The organism is Marinomonas rhizomae, from assembly GCF_003315485.1.
Classification (GTDB): domain Bacteria; phylum Pseudomonadota; class Gammaproteobacteria; order Pseudomonadales; family Marinomonadaceae; genus Marinomonas; species Marinomonas rhizomae.
Genome location: NZ_QNSE01000008.1, coordinates 111,067 through 131,043, shown reverse-complemented (window position 1 = coordinate 131,043; position 19,977 = coordinate 111,067). Strand labels below are relative to the sequence as shown.

The following is a 19,977-nucleotide window of genomic DNA, read 5'->3' as shown; positions in this document are numbered from 1 at the left end:
TTCATACCGTAATGTCATACAGCAATGGCTGTCAAAAAATCATTAGACTTGTTTATTTAACCATTGCCCAATCATTAACATAGTCACGCCAACCTGAGTCATACCTGCTAAATTTTTCAGTAACAAATTGTCTTCCTCAATAAGTTGACGTTCTAGTTTCTTATCTAGACTATCAAGCTCTTGTGCCAAGTCAGATGGCACACACGTTTTTAATTGAGACATAGAATGACGAAGTGGCTGCATCAGCGCTTCATCCTCCATAAAATACATCGCCTCCCAATAAACCAACCATACTTCATACCAATAGGCAGCCAGCTCTAATGGGTTAGAAGTATTATCTGGCTTCTGAGGAAATTCGATCTGTCCATATTTTAAACGCACGCCTTTTTGCGCCTTAGAAACAATACTGACCTGAACAGGTACACGATCCGCCAGTTGCAAAGCAAACTGGTACAAACCAGATTCATCGCCCTCTTTAAGCTCAAGCTCTAGCTCACAAATAGCATCTTCACCATAAGGAGAGGTTACCAAACCTTGATCACAAACCACTTCCATTTTGGTTTCGTGAGATTGGATATTCCAAACCTGTCTCTCAAAGTCAGTACGATACACTTCAATCAATTTGCTACACCAAGACATGTCTTGCAATGATTCAGGCAAAGGCACATCACTTAATAACGACAAATCCAATTGGTCGCTGGAGACAAACCACTCCCATTCTCCACGTGCATGCATGCCGATGCGGTTACTGCCTCGCGTTTTTACGGTTTGAATAAACTTATTGTTAACAGCACGAATGCGTAGCGCCATACCACCTTGCATCAGCTCAGCGTTTTCGGTATCAAAATAGGCATTCATCAAGGCCAATGTAGGTTGACGTGATTGTTCTTCAGTGTCAGAAGATGCACAAATTTCATCAAGAAAATCACTTGCAGACTTGAGATACTCAGGATGAAGCATTAACTTTAGCTCTAGCTCGGTAGCCATAATATACGAACCTCTAAAACCTTTGCTGTTGAGCAAACAACAAAGAGAAAAATAATGTGCGAGCAAGTGTACCAGATGCCTAGCGTACAGTAGTAATATTCGAAACTAACTCGGATTCAAGGAATACCTTTTATGCCCGCACTCCCCTCTCTTATTAATATGATGTCCCAATTAATTGCATCGCCTTCTATCAGTTGTAGTCAAGCCCATTGGGATCAGTCAAATAAAGGTGTGATTCAATTACTTGAAAGCTGGCTGAGCTCTCAAGGTTTTCAGTGTGAAGTCATGCCATTGCCAGGCCAACCCAATAAATTCAATCTAATTGCGACCTTAGGAAGTGGCGATGGGGGGTTAGTATTATCAGGCCACACAGATACAGTTCCTTACGATAAAGGCCGCTGGAAATCAGACCCATTTAAATTGGAAGAAAGAGACCAAAAACTCTACGGGCTTGGCAGTTGCGATATGAAAGGTTTCTTCGCCATTGTGCTCGACACTATTCGTCAAATGCAGTTATCTGATTTAAAACAGCCGCTTATTATTCTAGCGACCGCAGATGAAGAAAGTTCAATGTCTGGCGCAAGAGCCTTAGTTGCGCAAGGCCAATTAAAGGCACGCTATGCTTTAATTGGTGAACCCACATCGCTGACACCAATATATGCTCACAAAGGCATCATGATGGAGCGTATCCAAATAACAGGTCAATCCGGACATTCGTCTAACCCATCATTAGGCAATAATGCCCTAGATGCCATGCATGACGTTATGTCAGAACTTATGCAATTTCGCCAGCAACTTAAAGCAAACTATCGAGATGCTAGCTTTATTATTGACTACCCAACAATGAACTTTGGCTGTATACATGGCGGCGATAACCCAAATCGTATTTGTGGCCGCTGCGAGCTAGAATTTGATTTACGAGCTCTACCTGGGATGAGCAACCAAGCATTAATGGCCGAGATTGCTGAGATATTGCCACGCATAGAAGAGAAAACAGGAACAAAAATTCAGCTAAATAGCTTATTTCCTGATGTTCCGTCTTTTTATACCTCGATCGAATCGGATATCATAAAAGCCTGTGAAGCTTTAACCAATCGTCAAGCAAGCACTGTGGCGTTTGCAACGGAAGGCTCTTTCCTAAATAAAATGGGAATGGAAACCTTAATTTTAGGGCCGGGCTCTATCGATCAAGCCCATCAGCCTAATGAATTTATGGCACTGAACCAAATTCAACCTATGCAAGAGGTAATTCGCGGTCTAATCGAGCGCTTTTGCCTTCAATTAAACGAACCAAAAAATGAGGAATAGCGTGACAGAAGAATTCAATTATGTGGACTGGTTCCGCCATTCTTCCCCCTATATCAATGCCCATAGGGGAAAAACCTTTGTCATATTGATTCCAGGTGAGGCTGTCGAATGCGCTCACTTTTCAAGCATTATTCACGACCTTGCCTTATTGGATTCATTAGGAATCCGCCTTGTCTTAGTGCAAGGCGCACGTCCTCAAATTAGCCGAGTATTAGCCAATAGACATTTAACCAGCCATGTCGAAGACGACTATCGTGTCACGCCACAAGATCAGTTATTAGATATCATCCAGGCCTCTGCGGCAGTGCGTGTTCAGCTTGAAGCTCAATTATCCATGGGACTATCAAACACACCAATGGACGGCGCAAGGCTAAAAGTGTGCAGTGGTAATTATGTTATTGCCAGACCGCTAGGCGTTGTTGATGGTATCGATTATGGACACACTGGCGAAGTACGCCGAATCGACACCGAGGCCATTTTTCGCTTGCTTGAAGATGACAACATGGTGCTTTTACCTCACCTTGGCTTTTCACCAACAGGTGAAGTATTTAATCTAAAAAGCGAAGACGTCGCCATCCAAGCTGCGGTACAGCTCAAAGCTGATAAGCTAGTTATATTTTCGGAAGAAGAAGGCGTATTCAAAACTAACGGCGAACTCTACTCCGAGTTGTTAACCAAAGACGCTGAATCGATTCTTAAAGAAAGAACGCTGTCTACCATTACCCAAGCAGCATTGGACGCCTGTGTTCAGGCAGTTCGTCAGGGCGTACCAAGAGCACATTTAATCTCATACAATGAAAATGGTGGCCTTCTGCAAGAACTCTTCACTCGTGAAGGCTCAGGCACCATGATTGATGAAGACAGCTATGAGCAATTACGCCCAGCCCACATTGATGATGTAGGCGGTATGATGGCATTGCTTGCACCGCTGGAAGAAAAAGGTGTCTTGGTAAGACGATCTCGAGAGCTGCTAGAGAACGAAATAGATCGCTTTATTGTCATTGAACGAGATGGCGCCATTGTCGCCTGTGCTGCACTTTACCCGTTTGAACAAGAGTATTCCGGTGAACTGGCTTGTTTGGCGGTATCGCCAGATTATCGTGGATCTAACCGTGGTGAACGGCTATTAAAAGGCATAGAACAAGCCGCTAAACGTCAAAATCTAACCATGCTTTTCTTGTTAACCACTCGAACTGCTCATTGGTTTATTGAGCGAGGGTTTAGCGAAACAACATTGGCAAGTTTACCAACGCAAAAACAGGCTTTGTACAACTACCAACGCAACTCAAAAATCTTCTCAAAACAGCTTTAATACCTACTCATCGAGAAGATCAAACGAGCAAACCAATGATGACAAAGCATTGGTTTGCCGCTCCAATACTCGGTCAATCAAGAGCCGCACAATACTCATCGAACTCGACTAAAATATAAAGATCATTATCGTACTGAATAGTCCCTTGAATACAATCATGATCACGATACTCAAGCCCATGAGTGTCATTATTTTCTGGCAGATCCATAATTCGCTCAACAGCTTCTACTCGAATTCCAACATAGCCTGTCGGTAAATCTAGAACAATAATGTGCCCCTCCTCTTCGCATTCAGCTGGATCTAAACTCAGTAAGTGACTGCCGTACATAATTGTCACCATATTACCGCGCACATTGATCATCCCCTCAACACCTTCAGGTGCACCCGGCACAGGCGCTGGAGACTGGTAACTAAGTACTTCTTTGATAGTTGAAATAGGATGAACATAACGCTCACGCCCTAACCGAAAGCAAATCCCCTTCTCTACCACTTGCCCCACTCCCCTCAAATATTTTTTTGTTTAGCGTTCCTTTCACGATTACTGCGCTCATCAATAATATTTTATTAAAACACTGTTGATTTGGCCTAAACGGTAAAAAATAGTTACATGTCTAAACTTTAACTTCAAGTTTAGAGCAAAAAAAAGCGAGGCCCAGTAGGCCTCGCTTGGTAAAGCAATCAAAGGCGAAAATCCTATAAAATCGTCATACTGTTCTTTTTTAGTGAACAGTAATAGTCAAAAGGGCATTTTTTCGCTTTTTTTACAACTCTAATGATTAATCCATTATTTTGAATGGAATAAACATTGGGTAACCCTGTCTAATAACTCGCATTGGTACAGAACGTCCGTTCGGAATATTTTTGGCTATTTCACCAAACTCCGTCACACTGGTAATCCGCTTACCATTCAACATAGTAATCACATCACCTTGTTGCAAACCATTACGAGCGGCAGTACCACCAAGAACCTGCTCAATAACAACCCCACCGTCAATTTCAAATTTCTTCGCCATTTCTGCAGGTACTTCACCAACAATCATACCTAACCGGTTTTGATCTTGCTGTGATTGAGCAACGATTTTAGGATCATTTGGTCGAGCATCAAGGGTCACCGAAATAGTTTGTTCCTTGCCATCTCGATAGACTCTGGCATCGACTTTTTCACCTGCTTTCATTTGTCCAACAATGTAAGGCAGCTCACCAGAATGTGCGATGGACTCACCATTGAATTTCAGGATGATATCACCTGATTTTAAGCCCGCTTTTTCAGCTGGAGAATCAGGCAATACTCGGCTAATCAATGCACCATTTGATCTGTCTAAACCAAATGACTCTGCCAGCTCATTGTTTACATCCTGAATCAATACACCTAACCAAGCGCGAGATACCTTACCATCACTCTTCAACTGATCCACAACCGACATGGCTACTTTAGAAGGAATCGCAAAAGAGACTCCCATAAAACCACCAGAACGAGTGTAAATTTGTGAGTTAATGCCTACCACTTCACCATCTAAATTGAATAACGGACCACCAGAGTTCCCTGGATTGATCGCAACATCTGTTTGAATAAATGGCACATAGTTATCCGATGGTAAGTTTCGACCTGTTGCACTAACAATGCCAGCGGTCACTGTGTAGTCAAAGCCAAATGGTGAGCCAATTGCTAATACCCACTGACCAGGTTTAAGTTTGTCTGAATCACCCATTTTCACGATTGGCAAATCATCAGCTTCGATTTTTAGCAGAGCCAAATCGGTTCTAGGATCCGTGCCAACCAATTTCGCAATATATTCCCGTCTATCATTAAGGCGAACATGGATCACATCCGCGCCATCAATAACGTGATTATTAGTCAACACGTAACCATCATGGGAAACAATAAAACCAGATCCCAATGAACTACGCTGTCCCTGTTGTGGTGGTGTTTGCTGACCGAAAGGCTGCTGACCAAAGAAGTGCTTGAAGAATTCATTAAGTTCTTCGCTATTTGGCCCTAATTGCTGACCACCTTCATTAGCCGTTTTTGTGGTAACAGTTTGTTCCGTACTGATATTCACAACAGCGGGGGAGGCTTCCTCAACTAACTCCGTAAAGTCAGGAAGTGAAGCCGCATGAGTCAACATCGAAGCCACCATAAAACTACTGACGACAACCATGCTAACGTGTTTAAGCAATCTGTTCATTGATTGGTCTCCTTAAGACGTACCAAATTCATTACAGTGCCAGGTGAAGACATTTAGATACTTACGATGTTACAACCAAAGGAATCTGGCCATCGTTAAGTAATTCAACTCTTAAAATTTTGGGGTAATAATTGAGATTGTTCATCTCTTGCTTCGACTTACCTCTCGCTAGCAACAAACCACCAGCAAAGCCAATAATAGAAAAAATAACTGCAATATCAGATCCCCCACCCCACAAGGATGGTATAACCGCGCCGCCAACCAAGCCAAGTAATGGAATTAGATACATCCAGACAGAAGCCTGTAATAGCGTATCTTCAGGAATTCCAACGACCACACTCTGCCCAACTTCTACTGACAAAGGGTCAATCGCTCGCATGCGCATTCGATTTGATGAAGACACTTGAGCAATAGCATGATGACCACAACCATGACGAGCGCGACAAGAAGTACAGCTGCTCGTACGTATTGTTTCGACATCAGCAAAACCATCTTCTATGGACAATACTCTTCCAGTTTCTTCAATCATCAATCTTGCCTTGGCATAAATACGGTCATCAGTTTCTCAATAGTGGGTTCGGGAACCTCGCCAACCATGGTCAACAAATACAACTGATCTTTTACTTTAATACTACGTTCACCGGCAATGGTCGCCCCCATGTTTAAAATGGACATGGTTTTCGCCTTCATAGTTGGCTCAACAAAAATCGAGATGGTTGCCATTCCATCAGATAACAGCAACATACTGGTACCATGATTTAACGACCTTGCTTCTGGCCATACCAGAGAAAAACCTTTCGGTAACCAGTCAAATTGCCAAAGGTTTTTGACTCGTCTTGGCTGAGTTTCTACCTCTGGTTCTGCATAACTCCCCTCTTTTGGGACAAAATCGATATCTTTCAAGTCAGGGGCAAAATTAACCGAGGTAAATTGAATTCGCTCCAACAACCTGCCATTCGTCTTCAACATATCATGCTTTAAAAGAAAATGATTTTCTTCGTCCAACCAAAATTGATGCCCATAGCGATATTGATCTTTTGGCATAAGCTTTACAGCAACGACTTTACGTCCCGCGATTCGACCAGTATGTTCTCCGACAATCATGTCGTAACCTTTAATAAGCCGGTCACTTTCTACATCTTTGAAACGCCTAAAAGGCGGTATCAATGGCGCACGCATGTTAGCAACCAGTGCATTTGGATAGACAGAAATGATTTTGTCATCGATGCGCAAGACTTCAATCTTATCACCATCTAAATCCACCAAACTTTCATATTCCACACCACCCATCAAATCATGACGAACACGCATGCTGTTTATATTCATCGCTTCAGAATGCACAAATACACCATCATAACTCAGGGTAGAAAATGACTGCGTCATGCTTCTCAATAAATGTAATGCATCTGGTGTAGTGTTACTTGCTGAACTTACCCCCGAAATAGTAAGACATAGCACCGTGAAAAAAATATGTAAAAACGAAAATAATCTCATAAATTACTCTTTTACGGGGTAACTAACGACTCGAGCCATAGGTATCATTCCCTGCCCAACCGTCATCGCCGCTTGTTCGGCATGTTGTCGAAGGTAATGTTGCAACCTAACGTTATCCACCTGCAAAGCATTTTCATCCAATTCCGCCAATGGTGTTACCACCATACTCTCCGAAGGAGTGCGAACCTCCGCGACTAAATTAGGAGCCCCCGTATCTGGGGTTAATAACTCATTACCACCCAAAATCACTACAAACGCCACACTTGCGGCAACAGCAACACTAGACAAGGCGACACGCCACGTGGAACGAGTCGCCTTTCTTTCACTAGGCAACACAAAAGGCAACAAATTGTTAACGCTTCGCTCTTCTAGACCTTGCTCTTCAGGAAATGAAGCATCAACATTAATCTCAGCTCGTACGCGAAGCATCAAGCTATCTTCCAAACCAACCGCAACAGGTGAGTCTTTATGAAGGGCCTGCTGAATTAAATGGTAAGACTCTAGCTGACGGCTTAACTCGGCACTATCGCCATCGATTAGTTGCTCTAGATCCTGCTGCGTCGCTTCACCATCAAACATAGCCGATAGGCTAGAAAGCACGTCTTCAGAACCATTGTTTTCTTGGAGACTGTCGTTTTCTCGAGTACTGTCATGATCTCGGGAGCAATCATTTTGTGGTGAACCGCTTTTTAAAGCTGTCATATTTACTCTCCTGTATCCATCAGTGGACGTATGTGTTTTTCTACTGCCTCTCGTGCACGAAAAATACGTGATCGAACTGTTCCTACGGGACAGTCCATGATCAATGAAATGTCTTCATAACTCAGACCATCGAATTCACGTAACGTTAATGCACTACGCAATTCTTCTGGCAAATGCTGAATAGCATAATGAATTGCCTTTTCGAGGCGATCACTATTTAGGTTTGCTTCAGGCGTATCAATATCTGCTAAGGCTTCATACACACTGAAAACCTCTTCATTATCCAGTTCGACATCAGATTCTGGCGGACGACGAGAGCGACTCACAAGGTAGTTTTTCGCTGTGTTGACAGCAATCCGATATAACCAAGTGTAAAAAGCACTTTCTCCACGGAAACTCCCTATCGCACGATATGCCTTAATAAAGCTATCTTGAGCTACATCCAGTACTTCACTTCTATCTTGTACATAACGTCCAATTAAACCAATGACCTTATATTGATATTTGACAACAAGCAGATCAAACGCCCGCTTATCACCCTGCTGTACTTTTTCAACTAACGCCTGATCAGAAGACGTTTCGTGCTGCATAGGCACCTCATATAAAAACCTTTTCGTCCGCGCCCTTGCTCATTACAAGAGAAGACAACATTTCGCTCAGCGAGTTCCCATCATTGACTACTAAATACACTATTTAAAAGGTTGCTACGCCTTTCTTACAATCGATAATACTCAATATTCAAAATGAGACCTCAGAAAGTGTTCACTATTTACTGGCAACAATAGTAACATTAATTTTTTAGCCATAATCAGATCAATAACATGAGCCGACATTATAAACACGACATCGTCATTATTGGTGCGGGGGCCGCGGGGCTAACGCTTGCCCTTGAGCTAGCAGACAAGCATCACGTTGCTATTTTGACCAAAGCAGATATACGCGAAGGGTCCACACTATATGCTCAAGGCGGTGTCGCGGCTGTATTGTCAGATAAAGACACAATCGACTCCCATATTCACGATACGATTGATGCTGGCGTAGAACTTGGCGACCCAGAAGCCATTCGCTTTACGGTTGAACACTCTAAAGAAAGTATTGATTGGTTAATCGACCAAGGTGTTCCTTTCACCCGCTATGGAGAAAGTGAGGAATACCATTTAACAAAAGAAGGTGGGCACAGCCATAGACGCATTATTCATAGTGCCGATGCAACTGGCTTAGCGATCTCTAAAACACTGATTAAAAACGCAAGCAATCATCCCAATATCGAGTTTTTCCCTGATCGCGTGGCCATCGATGTTGTCACCACTAAAAAACTCGGCATCGCAGGAGAAAATAGAGCGGTTGGTGTATACGCACTGAACTTAGACGATGACGTCATTGAGGTCTTTCACGGGGGCTTTGTATCACTGGCCTGCGGAGGTAGCAGCAAAGTATATCTTTACACCAGCAACCCAGATACCGCTTCTGGCGATGGTATAGCCATGGCCTGGCGAGCAGGTTGTCGAGTCGCAAACATGGAATTCAACCAATTCCACCCTACTTGCCTTTACGACTCCAAAGCCAAAACCTTTTTGATATCTGAAGCCGTTCGTGGCGAAGGCGGAAAGCTTCTATTGCCAGACGGCACACGCTTTATGGAGAAATTTGATAGCAGAGAGGAGCTAGCACCGCGCGATATCGTCGCCCGAGCAATCGATCACGAGATGAAACGCCTTGGTATTCATCATGTTTTGCTGGATATTTCCCACAAAGATCCAGAATTCATAAAAGAACACTTCCCAACCATTTATAAGCGTTGTTTAGAATACGGTCACGACATGACAAAGGGGCCAATACCTGTCGTTCCAGCCGCACACTATACATGTGGTGGCGTAGTCGTTAACCGTCACAGCGCAACAGACATTGACAACCTGTATGCCATTGGCGAAACCGCTTATACCGGACTTCATGGTGCGAATCGCCTTGCAAGCAACTCCTTATTAGAATGTATTGTTTTTGCTCGTTCTGCTGCTCAACACATTGCCGATAATCATCCACACACCAATGAAGTCGACATTCCTGACTGGGATGAAAGCCAGGTCAAAAACTCTGATGAAGACGTAGTAATCACCCATAACTGGCAAGAGCTACGACGTTTTATGTGGGATTATGTCGGCATTGTAAGAACCGATAAACGCCTCTTAAGAGCCAAACACCGAGTAGATTTGTTATTGTCAGAAATCCAAGAGTTTTATGCTAATTACAAGATCTCGAATGATTTGCTCGAACTACGAAATTTAGCAGTTGTCGCCGATTTAATTATACGTTCCGCCATGTCGCGCAAAGAAAGCCGCGGCTTGCACTTCACATTAGATTACCCAAATAAACTAACCACCAGCACACCGACCATACTAGCACCTCAAAAACTAGATTAAGCTGTATTTGCCTTTTTAGAGCTAGGTTTATAGATCGAAATGCTTTTTTGCCTCTTCACTGCGGCGGCGCAAAATTTGTTGCGCCGCATAAGAGCGAAGTACTTGATACACTTCCATTCCAACGCTATCGCGATATATCACTCGGTATTTGGGCCAGATTTTACCCCAAAAAGTCTGCTCTTGATCGGCTTTAGCAATCAACTGAACACCATTAGCACGAATAAAAAGCAGCCTTTCATAACCACCTCGATCTAATAGAAAAACGCCTTGCTCATCAATACCAATCTGTCGTAAAGGTTTGTGGAGCATACGAATGAGTAGCGTTAATCCAACTAAGCCACCCCCAAGATAAAGCAATGCCCGCCAATAGGCAGGCATCCAATAAACTTGCAAAAGAGCAGCATACGCCACGACTAAAAAAAGCCACAGCCCTACGCTAATCCATGAGCATTTAAGCTCGGTAGTTTTCAGGCTGAACACGAGACAAAATAATATCAACAATACGGGCATGATCCGGATCTTCTGGCTCAGCACTTTGCATGAACCACGGGAACAGCTCCTGATCTTCACAGGAAAGCAAATTAGCGAAGCGCTGTTTATCTTCCTCTTCCAGCGTCAAATACACATCCGCTAAAAAAGGTTCAAGCAGAACATCAAGCTCCAACATGCCACGACGACACTGCATTTTAAGGCGTTTAAAACTAATTGAATCTGTGGTTTCACTCATGACATTTCCCTAAAAATATAATGTCGCCATTATAGCCATTTATACAAAAAAAACGAAAATGCCTTACCCAATTCACTGACATTTATCACATAAAACCTTATTAGACAGAGAGATAGCTACAATTGAGGGACAGTAAATAAGTATTGAATTGACTAATTTCCTGTTAAAAAGTTAAAAATGAAACAAAATAGTACAATTATTGGCAATTTATGTATTAACAGGTCAATTATGACATAGTCTATATTTATGATTACTTGATGAGCAATTGTCGAGATTTAGGTACGACTATAAAAACAAAGAAACTCCAAACTGGGGGAAACCTATGAAACGCCTTACCAAAAATACCTTAGCTTATGCGGTATCTCTATCAGCAGCTATGACAGCTACAAGCGCCTTCTCTGCAACTGAAATCACAGTGGCTACTGTAAACAACGGCCACATGATCGAAATGCAAAAACTCACACCTGAATTTGAAAAAGCCAACCCCGACATCAAAGTTAAATGGGTAACGCTAGAAGAAGGCGTTTTACGTCAAAACGTAACACAAGATATTGCCAACAAAAGCGGTCTTTACGACGTAATGACTATTGGTATGTATGAAGCCCCAATCTGGGGTGAGCGTGGCTGGCTACAAGCAGTCGACACAAGCGGAAACTACGACGCGCAAGACATCCTTCCTTCCATTCGTGGCGGTTTGTCTTATGATGGCACTATGTATGCAGCACCCTTTTATGGTGAAAGCTCCATGGTCATGTACCGAAAAGACCTTGTTAAAGCCGCAGGTATGGAAATCAATGATCGTGACAGCTGGGAACACATTCGCGACGTTGCGGCTGCAGTAAATGACCCAAGCAAAGGCATTTATGGTATTTGCTTACGCGGTAAAGCTGGCTGGGGCGACAACATGGCATTTATGACAGCCATGGCAAACTCTTTTGGCGCTCGTTGGTTTGATGAAAACTGGAAGCCACAACTAGAGACTGCAGAGTGGAACAACGCTGTTACTTTCTATGTTGACCTACTTACTAAGTACGGACCTCCTGGCTCAAGCAGCAACAGCTTCAACGAAAGTCTAGCGTTGTTTAATGAAGGAAAATGCGGCATGTGGATTGATGCCACCATAGCAGCGTCTTTTGTTACCGATCCGAAACAAAGTAAAGTTGCAGATCAAGTAGGTTTTGCTCAATCTCCAATTTCTGTCACCGAAAAAGGTGCGAACTGGCTATGGGCCTGGGCACTAGGGATTCCAGCAGCGACTAAAAACGCTGACGCAGCACAAAAATTTGTTCGTTGGGCAACCTCTAAAGAATACATCGAACTAGTGGGCAGCAAGAATGGCTGGGCAGCGGTACCAACTGGCACACGTGCCAGCACTTATGCAAACCCTAAGTTCCAAAAAGCAGCCGTTTTTGCTGAAGCAGAACTAAAAGCAATCAAATCTGCCGATCCAACAGACAGCACACTAAAACCTTCCCCTTACGTGGGCGTTCAATTCGCTGCCATTCCTGAGTTCCAAGCAATTGGTACTACAGCAGGTCAAATGGTATCAGGCGCATTGGCTGGCTCCATGACGGTTGAACAAGCATTAAAGTCTGCAAACACCTCTGCAGATCGTCAAATGCGTCAAGCAGGGTATTACTAGTCTAGCTTGATAAAGAAATAGGGCTTTTGCCCTATTTCTTACCTCTGACTCGCCCTATTCATGGGGTAATTATTCCCGCTTATAATAAGAGAAACTCAACATGAAGCGTTCAATCACTCGCTTATTAATGGCGCCATCAGTCATCATGCTGTTGGTTTGGATGATCATTCCATTGTCCATGACCATCTATTTTTCCACCATACGCTACAACTTGCTATACCCAGGTCAAAACAACTTTGTCGGCTTGATGAACTTTGAGTTTTTCATTACCGATCCTGGCTTCTTTCCTGCGGTATCCAACACTCTAATACTATTGCTTTCTGTATTGATCATCACCGTAGTATTGGGTGTCATGCTATCAGCGTTAATTGACAAACCTTTCTTCGGACAAGGTATTGTACGTGTTTTGCTAATTTCACCTTTCTTTATCATGCCAACTGTCAACGCTTTGATTTGGAAAAACATGATGATGAATCCCGTCTATGGGATCTTTGCTTGGATATCGCAATCACTAGGGCTAGAACCTATAGACTGGCTATCTAGCTACCCTCTGATGTCGGTTATTATCATGGTCAGCTGGCAGTGGCTTCCTTTTGCCATTTTGGTATTTGTTACCGCTCTGCAGTCCCAAGATACGGAACAAAAAGAAGCCGCTCAGATGGATGGTGCAACAGGCTGGCATATCTTCCGCTATTTAACGATTCCTCACCTTGCCCGCCCTATTGCTGTAGTTGTGATGATAGAAACCATCTTCTTATTGGCGGTTTTTGCTGAAATCTTCGTTTCTACTGGCGGTGGACCAGGCTATGACAGTACAAATTTAGCCTACCTCATTTATAACCAAGCACTTCTTCAATATGACGTTGGTGTGGCTTCTGCAGGTGGTTTATTTGCCGTATTGCTTGCCAATATCGTAGCCTTTTTCTTAATTCGTGCCGTTGGCAAAAACTTAACGGTGTGAGGTGAATACGATGACTCTTAATCAACAACGCAAACTCAAAACCATTATTACTGGCTTGTTCGCATGGACAGTCGCATTGGTATTATTTTTTCCCATTTTTTGGATGTTTATCACCTCGTTCAAAACCGAGCTACAAGCAATATCCATTCCTCCAACACTGGTCTTCGAACCAACATTGGATAACTTTCGCGTCGTTCAAGAACGTAGCGACTACCTCCATCATGCATGGAACTCAGTGGTAACGTCATTCGGCTCAACTATTATCGCGCTGATTATTGCAGTTCCTGCCGCTTACTCCATGGCATTTTTCCCTGGTAAGCGCACTAAAGATATTCTGCTTTGGATGCTCTCTACTAAAATGCTTCCAGCGGTGGGGGTTTTAGTACCTATTTATATTTTATGCCGCGACTACGGGTTGTTGGACTCAAAAACAGCATTAGTCATCATTTTCACACTAATGAATCTGCCCATTATTGTTTGGATGCTGTTTTCTTATTTCAAAGACCTACCGAAAGAAATCTTAGAAGCAGCCAGAATGGATGGTGCAACACCTTGGGATGAAGTAGTCAAAGTTGTGCTGCCTCTTTCTGTTGGTGCGATTTCATCTACCGCTCTTTTATCCATTGTATTGTGTTGGAATGAGGCTTTTTGGTCTCTCAACTTAACGGCGTCCGATGCCGCTCCATTAACCGCGATGATTGCTTCTTACTCTAGCCCTGAAGGTCTGTTCTGGGCGAAATTGTCAGCAGCTTCGACACTAGCTTGCGCGCCAATCGTTATTTTTGGTTGGTTCTGTCAAAAACAATTAGTCCAAGGCCTTACATTCGGCGCCGTAAAATAATTATTAGGAATTTTTATTATGTCTTACTTAACCATTACCGACTTGCAAAAACATTATGATAGCTACCATGCTCTTCGCGGTATAAACCTCGATATTTCTGAAGGTGAATTTGTGGTATTTGTCGGGCCTTCTGGCTGTGGTAAATCTACCTTACTGCGCACCATCGCCGGCCTTGAGTCAAGCACAGGTGGAAGCATAGAACTAGATGGCAGAGACATTACAGAAGTGGCGTCATCAAAGCGTGATTTAGCTATGGTATTCCAATCTTATGCGCTGTACCCGCACATGACGGTTGCCGATAATTTATCTTTTGCGCTTCGTTTGGCAAAAATTCCAGACGCAGAAATCCAAGAAAAAGTACGCTCTGTGTCAGCATCATTGCAACTTGACGCTTTACTAGAACGCAAACCGAAAGAACTTTCTGGTGGTCAACGCCAACGCGTCGCTATTGGGCGTGCCATTGTACGTCAACCAAAGGTTTTTCTATTCGATGAACCGCTGTCTAACCTTGACGCAGCCTTGCGCGTACAAATGCGCCTAGAACTGGCCCGTCTGCACAAGAAACTCGGCACCACGATGATTTACGTAACCCACGATCAGGTTGAGGCCATGACCTTAGCTGATCGTGTTGTGATCCTGAACGCAGGCCAAATAGAGCAAGTTGGCACACCACTTGAACTTTACCGTCAACCCAATAGCCGCTTTGTCGCTGAGTTCATTGGTACACCAAAAATGAACTTAATCGCCGCGAACAAAATAGTTCGTCATGAAGACAGCCTAGCGATTGAGTTACTTGGGCAGCAAATCAATTTCCCTGCGAATCGTTTAAAAGGCCCACTTCCAGACTCTGTTGTTGTCGGTATTCGTCCGGAGCACATGTCGTTAGTCGAAGAAGGCGGCGACCTATCTGGCCGCATTGAGTTAATTGAGCACCTAGGCTCTGAAGCATACGCACATCTGCAATTATCTAGTGATCAAACCATTATCATCAAAGCTCCAGCCCGAACTGAGCTTAAAGACGGACAAGAAGTCAGCCTAAAAATTGATATATCAGAAGTCATTTTGTTCAACGAAAATGATCGAGTCATCTCAGTGATCCCAGAGGAAGTATGATATGGCTAATTACTTACAAGCTTCCTCCAATAGGGAGCAACTGTCTGTTCAGAACTACGCAAAAGATACAATTGAAGCTGGCATAGTTCATTTGGGCGTCGGTGCTTTTCACCGCGCTCACCAAGCGGTATACATTGATCGCCTACTCGCTCATGACAAAGAAAAAAGTTGGGGCATTATTGGCGTTAATATTCGCCCACAAGACAGCCAAGCTTTCTCTCGCTTTATGAAGCAAGAAGGTGAATACGTTTTAAAAACCATGGCGGCTGATGGCGAGACAAAATACGAGCATATTCGTTCTATTGTGCAGCAAATTGATGGCGCTCAGGCGCCTGAAAAAGTTGACGTCGCTCTTGCTGATGTTCAAACTCAGCTTGTCACATCAACGGTAACTGAAGGCGGTTACTACCTCGATGAGAACCGTCATTTGATGCTAGAACACCCAGCGATTAAGGCCGATATCGCAGGGGCTCGCAATACACTTTATGCTTTCCTGTATGCTGGGCTTAAATTACGTAGCGAAACATCTAAGGCCAAAATAACCTTATTATGCTGCGATAATCTTCGCCATAATGGTGAGTTGCTAGAAACTGGCCTAATGCAATTTTTAGAAGCCAAGCAAGATTCAACCTTATCTGAATGGGTAAAACAAAACGTATCTTTCCCTTGCTCTATGGTGGATCGCATTACACCTAAGCCAAGTCTGCAACATGTAGAAGATGTTAGCTCTCGCTTCGGTGTAGATGATGACATGACGGTAATGGGTGAAGACTTTATTCAATGGGTTATTGAAGATAAGTTTGCCGGTAAAAAACCAGCCCTTGATCTTGTTGGCGTGCAATTCGTGAAAGACGTCGTACCTTTTGAAGAAGCTAAGATTCGCATTTTAAATGCCGGTCATACTTGTGTGACATACCAAGCTGCGCTAAAAGGCCTCACCTACTTTGATGAAGCCATGCGTGATGACGAATTAAAGCAGTATTTCACAGATTTTATCCTGCAAGATTCGATCCCTGCAATTGGTGACTCCGTGGTCGATTTGCCTGCCTATTTCGATGTTATCGCACAGCGTTTTAGCAACGCAAACATTGGAGATACTGTGGAGCGTATTTGTACCGATGGTTACTCCAAATTCCCAATTTTTGTTTTTCCGACATTAGAGGGCGCTTATCACAAAGGGCTCAACCCCATAAAAACGATACAAGGTATCGCCAGCTGGTTCACTTTTATTCAGCTATCAAATCAAGGCAAATTAAATACGCCTTATCACGAGCCAAATAGCGTTTCTCTTGCCGCTTTCACGAATGACGAAGCAGGCATTCAGGCTTTTGCAACAGATAGCTTTTTATGGGGTAATGTCCCAATAGAGTACCCAAGCTTTGTGGTTCAGCTTACTGAAGCAATTCAAACAAGCATGGCAAAGCATATTTAGATAGTCATCATCTAATTCAAAAACCTAAGGCGAATAACGACCGCTTTCTACCTTAGGTTTTTGAATGTGTTTTTACTAAAAATAAGAAAATAAGCAGTGAGTAGTCGTTGATATAAAGTTAAAGTATACGCCTGACCAGACAGCTGCTGAGCGAGAAGATTATGTCTAATAACGCCAAACGCATTACACCCGAATACGAAATTGTCGAAGACAACGAAACCATTCGCTATTTAGAACACGGCTACCCGTGTGATCTTATTCGCTGGCATGCCCATGATGACTATGAGCTACATTATATCGTCGCTACATCTGGAAAGGTATTTGTAGGCGATTACATTGGCAATTATTCAGCGGGACAACTCATTTTAACCGGGCCTCGACTGCCTCATAACTGGATCTGCCAACACGATCAAGAAGAAGTTCAACTTAGAGACATGGTGATCCGTTTTGACCATGAATCCTTTTCACATGGCATGAAAATAATCCCTGAATTAGCCGAAATCCTTCCTCTGCTAGCCAAAGCAAAATCAGGTATTGAGTTTTTTGATCAAGACCATGACTACCTACAAGACATCTTTCAAAAAGTACGAGACTCTAGCGGCTTATCAAGATTAATCATTGCCCTTCCTCTATTACAAAAACTGGCTCAAGGCCGAAGTTACCGCTTACTTTCTACTGTACAAATCGACTTAAAATCCAGCGAAACGCTGCAGCGCAAGATAAACACAGTGGTTGATTATGTAACACAAAACTATAGCCAAGACATTACCCTTTCTAGCGTAGCGAGTTTAATTGGCATGTCAGACAGCCATTTTTCGCGCTTCTTTAAGAAAGCAACAGGCAACCGTTTTATTGAGTTTGTAAATCGCGTACGTGTCAGTCGGGCTTGCAGCTTACTGACCGAGACAGATCAACAAATCGCCACTATTTGCTTTCAAGTTGGCTTCAACAATGTCGCCAACTTCAATCGCCGCTTCCATGAATTAAAAGGAGTAACGCCTCGGGATTTTCGTACGCAGAGCAATATTCATATTGAAGGGATTGCGCCTGTTTCATAGCCCGACTATTACTTAATAATGATGAAGTAGCGCCGCCAATACCTATTCGCGGCGCTTTTTATTTACACAACAAAGCCCATTAAGACGACAGCTGCATCAGCTTTTCATTTAGACTTTTTGTCGATTGGTAAAGAGGTTGGAACAAGGCGTACTTATTTCGATAATAAGATCCTAAACTCGCCTCAGGCTCATGTATCTCTAATACATCAGGCATGGTGCAATATTCAGCAATCAGCGATTCAATGTCTTTACCTTGACCTTGTTGCTCACCTAACAAAGCCAAACGAGCCGCACCCAAGCCTGGCCCAACATCGCCACCATCACGATAAATGAGGCGTTTATTTAACACATTGGCGATAATCTGGCGCCACATTGCAGAACGCGCACCACCACCGATTAATGAAAGTTCATCAACAAAACTACCAGCACTGACCAAAGCATTTTGACAATCCAGTAAAGAAAACGCTACCCCTTCCAATATCGCTAGCGTCATGGCCTCAACATTGGTTGTATTACTTAAACCAACAAATTGCCCATTAGCAAACGGGTCATTGTGCGGCGTTCGCTCACCGCTAAGATAAGGTAAAAACAATACATTGGTACGCTTGATTCCACTATCTTCAAGGGCATCCAGTAATTCAACAACAGACTTATCCATTAACTTGGCAAACCAAGCTAATGAGTTCGCAGCACTGAGTGTAACGCCCATTTGGTGCCAACGATTAGGCAAGGCATGACAAAAAGCATGCACTGTATTTTGTGGGTTTGCTTTATGTGACTCACTAACAGTGAAATACACACCGGAAGTACCTAACGAAATAAAACCTTGACCTGGATTTGTAACTCCCATACCCACAGCACCCGCAGCATTATCGCCAGCGCCAGCCACAACAGGTAATTGCGCAAGCCCAAGATCTCGAGCTACCGTTTCAGACAAGGTACCAACAAGATCACAGCCTTCGTAAATTATCGGCATATTAGCCTGAGTAAGCTCTGTTATCGCCAACAAATCATCATCCCATTGACGTGTTTCAGGGTTCAACCACAGAGTTCCTGCAGCATCAGAACAGTCAGATGACATAATGCCCGTTAGCCGATAAGCCAAATAGTCTTTGGGCAGTAATACATGAGTCAGCTTAGCAAATATCTCTGGCTCATTTTCTTGCACCCAACGTATTTTAGGTGCTGTAAAGCCCGGCATATAAAGATTGCCAGCACGCTCTATCCCATCTGGAAATTGTGCCATTAAGGCCTCGCACTGCACTTGGCTTCGACCATCATTCCACAAGATACAAGGCCGCAGCACTTGGCCTTGTGCATCAAGCAAAGTCGCTCCATGCATTTGTCCCGAAAGACCTAACGCCTTTAACTTACTTAAATCCAAACGTTGGTGCAGTTGACCAACAACATCTTTACAAGCCTGCCACCATGATAAAGGGTCTTGCTCCGACCACGTAGCATTCGGACTATCGACGACCAATGAAGCGGTCTCCTGTGCCAAAACACGCCCATTAGCATCAATAACGACACCTTTTAAACCAGAGGTTCCAAGATCAAGACCTAAATACATTTTGTTACTCTTCTTCATCAAAAGTAGTGTTTTATTTTATTTCGTTTATGGCATGCTAAGCATGAGTTTTTATAATCGAAATATTAGAGAAAAGTGTCAATACAATTCGCCAAATTGGCCTTTTTTGTACAAATAGAGAATAAAAATCGTTAGCTTTTGATATGCTAACAAAAAACAACCCTAAAGCCCTCTCACGACCAATGACCTAATTCAGGAAAGAAGCAGAG

At 43.3% G+C, this 19,977-nt stretch carries 19 protein-coding genes; 9 read left to right on the top strand and 10 right to left on the bottom strand.

What is annotated here, in order from left to right; all coding sequences use genetic code 11:
• Window positions 1-42: 42 nt before the first annotated feature.
• Window positions 43-987, bottom strand: a complete 945-nt coding sequence (locus DFP80_RS11660; RefSeq protein WP_113916974.1) for a CYTH domain-containing protein — start codon at window positions 985-987, stop codon at window positions 43-45.
• A gap of 132 nt (window positions 988-1,119) precedes the next feature.
• Here DFP80_RS11660 and argE point away from each other — a divergent pair, with 132 nt between their 5' ends.
• Both argE and argA read left to right on the top strand, forming a co-directional pair.
• Complete coding sequence (gene argE, locus DFP80_RS11655; protein WP_113916973.1) at window positions 1,120-2,295, top strand: acetylornithine deacetylase; 1,176 nt, start codon at window positions 1,120-1,122, stop codon at window positions 2,293-2,295.
• Window positions 2,285-3,607, top strand: a complete 1,323-nt coding sequence (gene argA, locus DFP80_RS11650; protein WP_113916972.1) for an amino-acid N-acetyltransferase — start codon at window positions 2,285-2,287, stop codon at window positions 3,605-3,607. The genes argE and argA overlap by 11 nt, the downstream gene beginning before the upstream one ends.
• Before the next feature lie 73 nt (window positions 3,608-3,680).
• On the opposite strand, the gene DFP80_RS11645 is transcribed toward argA, so the two are convergent.
• The 6 genes from DFP80_RS11645 to rpoE all read right to left on the bottom strand — a co-directional run bounded on the left by DFP80_RS11645 (window position 3,681) and on the right by rpoE (window position 8,579).
• Window positions 3,681-4,106 carry a chemotaxis protein CheW gene (locus tag DFP80_RS11645; RefSeq protein WP_220150921.1) on the bottom strand — a complete coding sequence of 142 codons (426 nt, stop codon included), beginning with the start codon at window positions 4,104-4,106 and terminating at the stop codon, window positions 3,681-3,683.
• Window positions 4,107-4,383: 277 nt separating this feature from the next.
• The gene (locus tag DFP80_RS11640) at window positions 4,384-5,793 is read right to left on the bottom strand and encodes a DegQ family serine endoprotease (protein WP_113916970.1); all 1,410 of its coding nucleotides are present in this window, start codon (window positions 5,791-5,793) and stop codon (window positions 4,384-4,386) included.
• A gap of 61 nt (window positions 5,794-5,854) precedes the next feature.
• Window positions 5,855-6,322: a SoxR reducing system RseC family protein gene (locus DFP80_RS11635; RefSeq protein ID WP_113916969.1), complete on the bottom strand. Its 468-nt coding sequence runs from the start codon at window positions 6,320-6,322 to the stop codon at window positions 5,855-5,857.
• Window positions 6,322-7,287: a MucB/RseB C-terminal domain-containing protein gene (locus DFP80_RS11630; RefSeq protein ID WP_113916968.1), complete on the bottom strand. Its 966-nt coding sequence runs from the start codon at window positions 7,285-7,287 to the stop codon at window positions 6,322-6,324. The genes DFP80_RS11635 and DFP80_RS11630 overlap by 1 nt, the downstream gene beginning before the upstream one ends.
• A gap of 3 nt (window positions 7,288-7,290) precedes the next feature.
• Window positions 7,291-7,989 (bottom strand): sigma-E factor negative regulatory protein, encoded by a 699-nt coding sequence (locus DFP80_RS11625; RefSeq protein WP_113916967.1) that lies wholly within the window; start codon window positions 7,987-7,989, stop codon window positions 7,291-7,293.
• Between the two features lie 2 nt (window positions 7,990-7,991).
• Window positions 7,992-8,579: an RNA polymerase sigma factor RpoE gene (gene rpoE / locus DFP80_RS11620; RefSeq protein ID WP_113916966.1), complete on the bottom strand. Its 588-nt coding sequence runs from the start codon at window positions 8,577-8,579 to the stop codon at window positions 7,992-7,994.
• A 231-nt stretch (window positions 8,580-8,810) separates the two neighbouring features.
• Between rpoE and nadB the strand changes: the two genes are divergently transcribed.
• Window positions 8,811-10,406 (top strand): L-aspartate oxidase, encoded by a 1,596-nt coding sequence (gene nadB / locus DFP80_RS11615; protein WP_113916965.1) that lies wholly within the window; start codon window positions 8,811-8,813, stop codon window positions 10,404-10,406.
• Between the two features lie 27 nt (window positions 10,407-10,433).
• Here the strand turns inward: nadB and DFP80_RS11610 are convergent, their stop codons facing one another.
• Entirely contained in the window at window positions 10,434-10,817 is a 384-nt protein-coding gene (locus tag DFP80_RS11610; protein ID WP_113916964.1) for a hypothetical protein, read from the bottom strand.
• Window positions 10,818-10,857: 40 nt separating this feature from the next.
• A complete protein-coding gene (locus DFP80_RS11605; protein WP_113916963.1) occupies window positions 10,858-11,133 on the bottom strand; it encodes an FAD assembly factor SdhE in 276 nt (91 codons plus the stop codon).
• 322 nt (window positions 11,134-11,455) lie between these two features.
• On the opposite strand from DFP80_RS11605, the gene DFP80_RS11600 reads away from it, so the two are divergent.
• The 6 genes from DFP80_RS11600 (at window position 11,456) to DFP80_RS11575 (ending at window position 18,180) form a co-directional block, all read left to right on the top strand.
• Window positions 11,456-12,775: an ABC transporter substrate-binding protein gene (locus DFP80_RS11600; RefSeq protein ID WP_175020605.1), complete on the top strand. Its 1,320-nt coding sequence runs from the start codon at window positions 11,456-11,458 to the stop codon at window positions 12,773-12,775.
• A gap of 100 nt (window positions 12,776-12,875) precedes the next feature.
• Window positions 12,876-13,736 (top strand): carbohydrate ABC transporter permease, encoded by an 861-nt coding sequence (locus DFP80_RS11595; RefSeq protein ID WP_113916962.1) that lies wholly within the window; start codon window positions 12,876-12,878, stop codon window positions 13,734-13,736.
• Between the two features lie 10 nt (window positions 13,737-13,746).
• Window positions 13,747-14,577, top strand: coding sequence for a carbohydrate ABC transporter permease (locus DFP80_RS11590; RefSeq protein ID WP_113916961.1), 831 nt, complete (start codon window positions 13,747-13,749; stop codon window positions 14,575-14,577).
• 18 nt (window positions 14,578-14,595) lie between these two features.
• Window positions 14,596-15,690, top strand: coding sequence for an ABC transporter ATP-binding protein (locus tag DFP80_RS11585; protein WP_113916960.1), 1,095 nt, complete (start codon window positions 14,596-14,598; stop codon window positions 15,688-15,690).
• Window position 15,691: 1 nt separating this feature from the next.
• On the top strand, window positions 15,692-17,122 hold the full coding sequence (locus DFP80_RS11580) for a mannitol dehydrogenase family protein (RefSeq protein ID WP_113916959.1): 1,431 nt from the start codon (window positions 15,692-15,694) through the stop codon (window positions 17,120-17,122).
• 161 nt (window positions 17,123-17,283) lie between these two features.
• On the top strand, window positions 17,284-18,180 hold the full coding sequence (locus DFP80_RS11575; protein WP_113916958.1) for a helix-turn-helix domain-containing protein: 897 nt from the start codon (window positions 17,284-17,286) through the stop codon (window positions 18,178-18,180).
• A 79-nt stretch (window positions 18,181-18,259) separates the two neighbouring features.
• Here DFP80_RS11575 and xylB read toward each other — a convergent pair whose 3' ends face one another.
• Window positions 18,260-19,750 (bottom strand): xylulokinase, encoded by a 1,491-nt coding sequence (gene xylB, locus DFP80_RS11570; protein ID WP_113916957.1) that lies wholly within the window; start codon window positions 19,748-19,750, stop codon window positions 18,260-18,262.
• Window positions 19,751-19,977 lie beyond the last annotated feature (227 nt).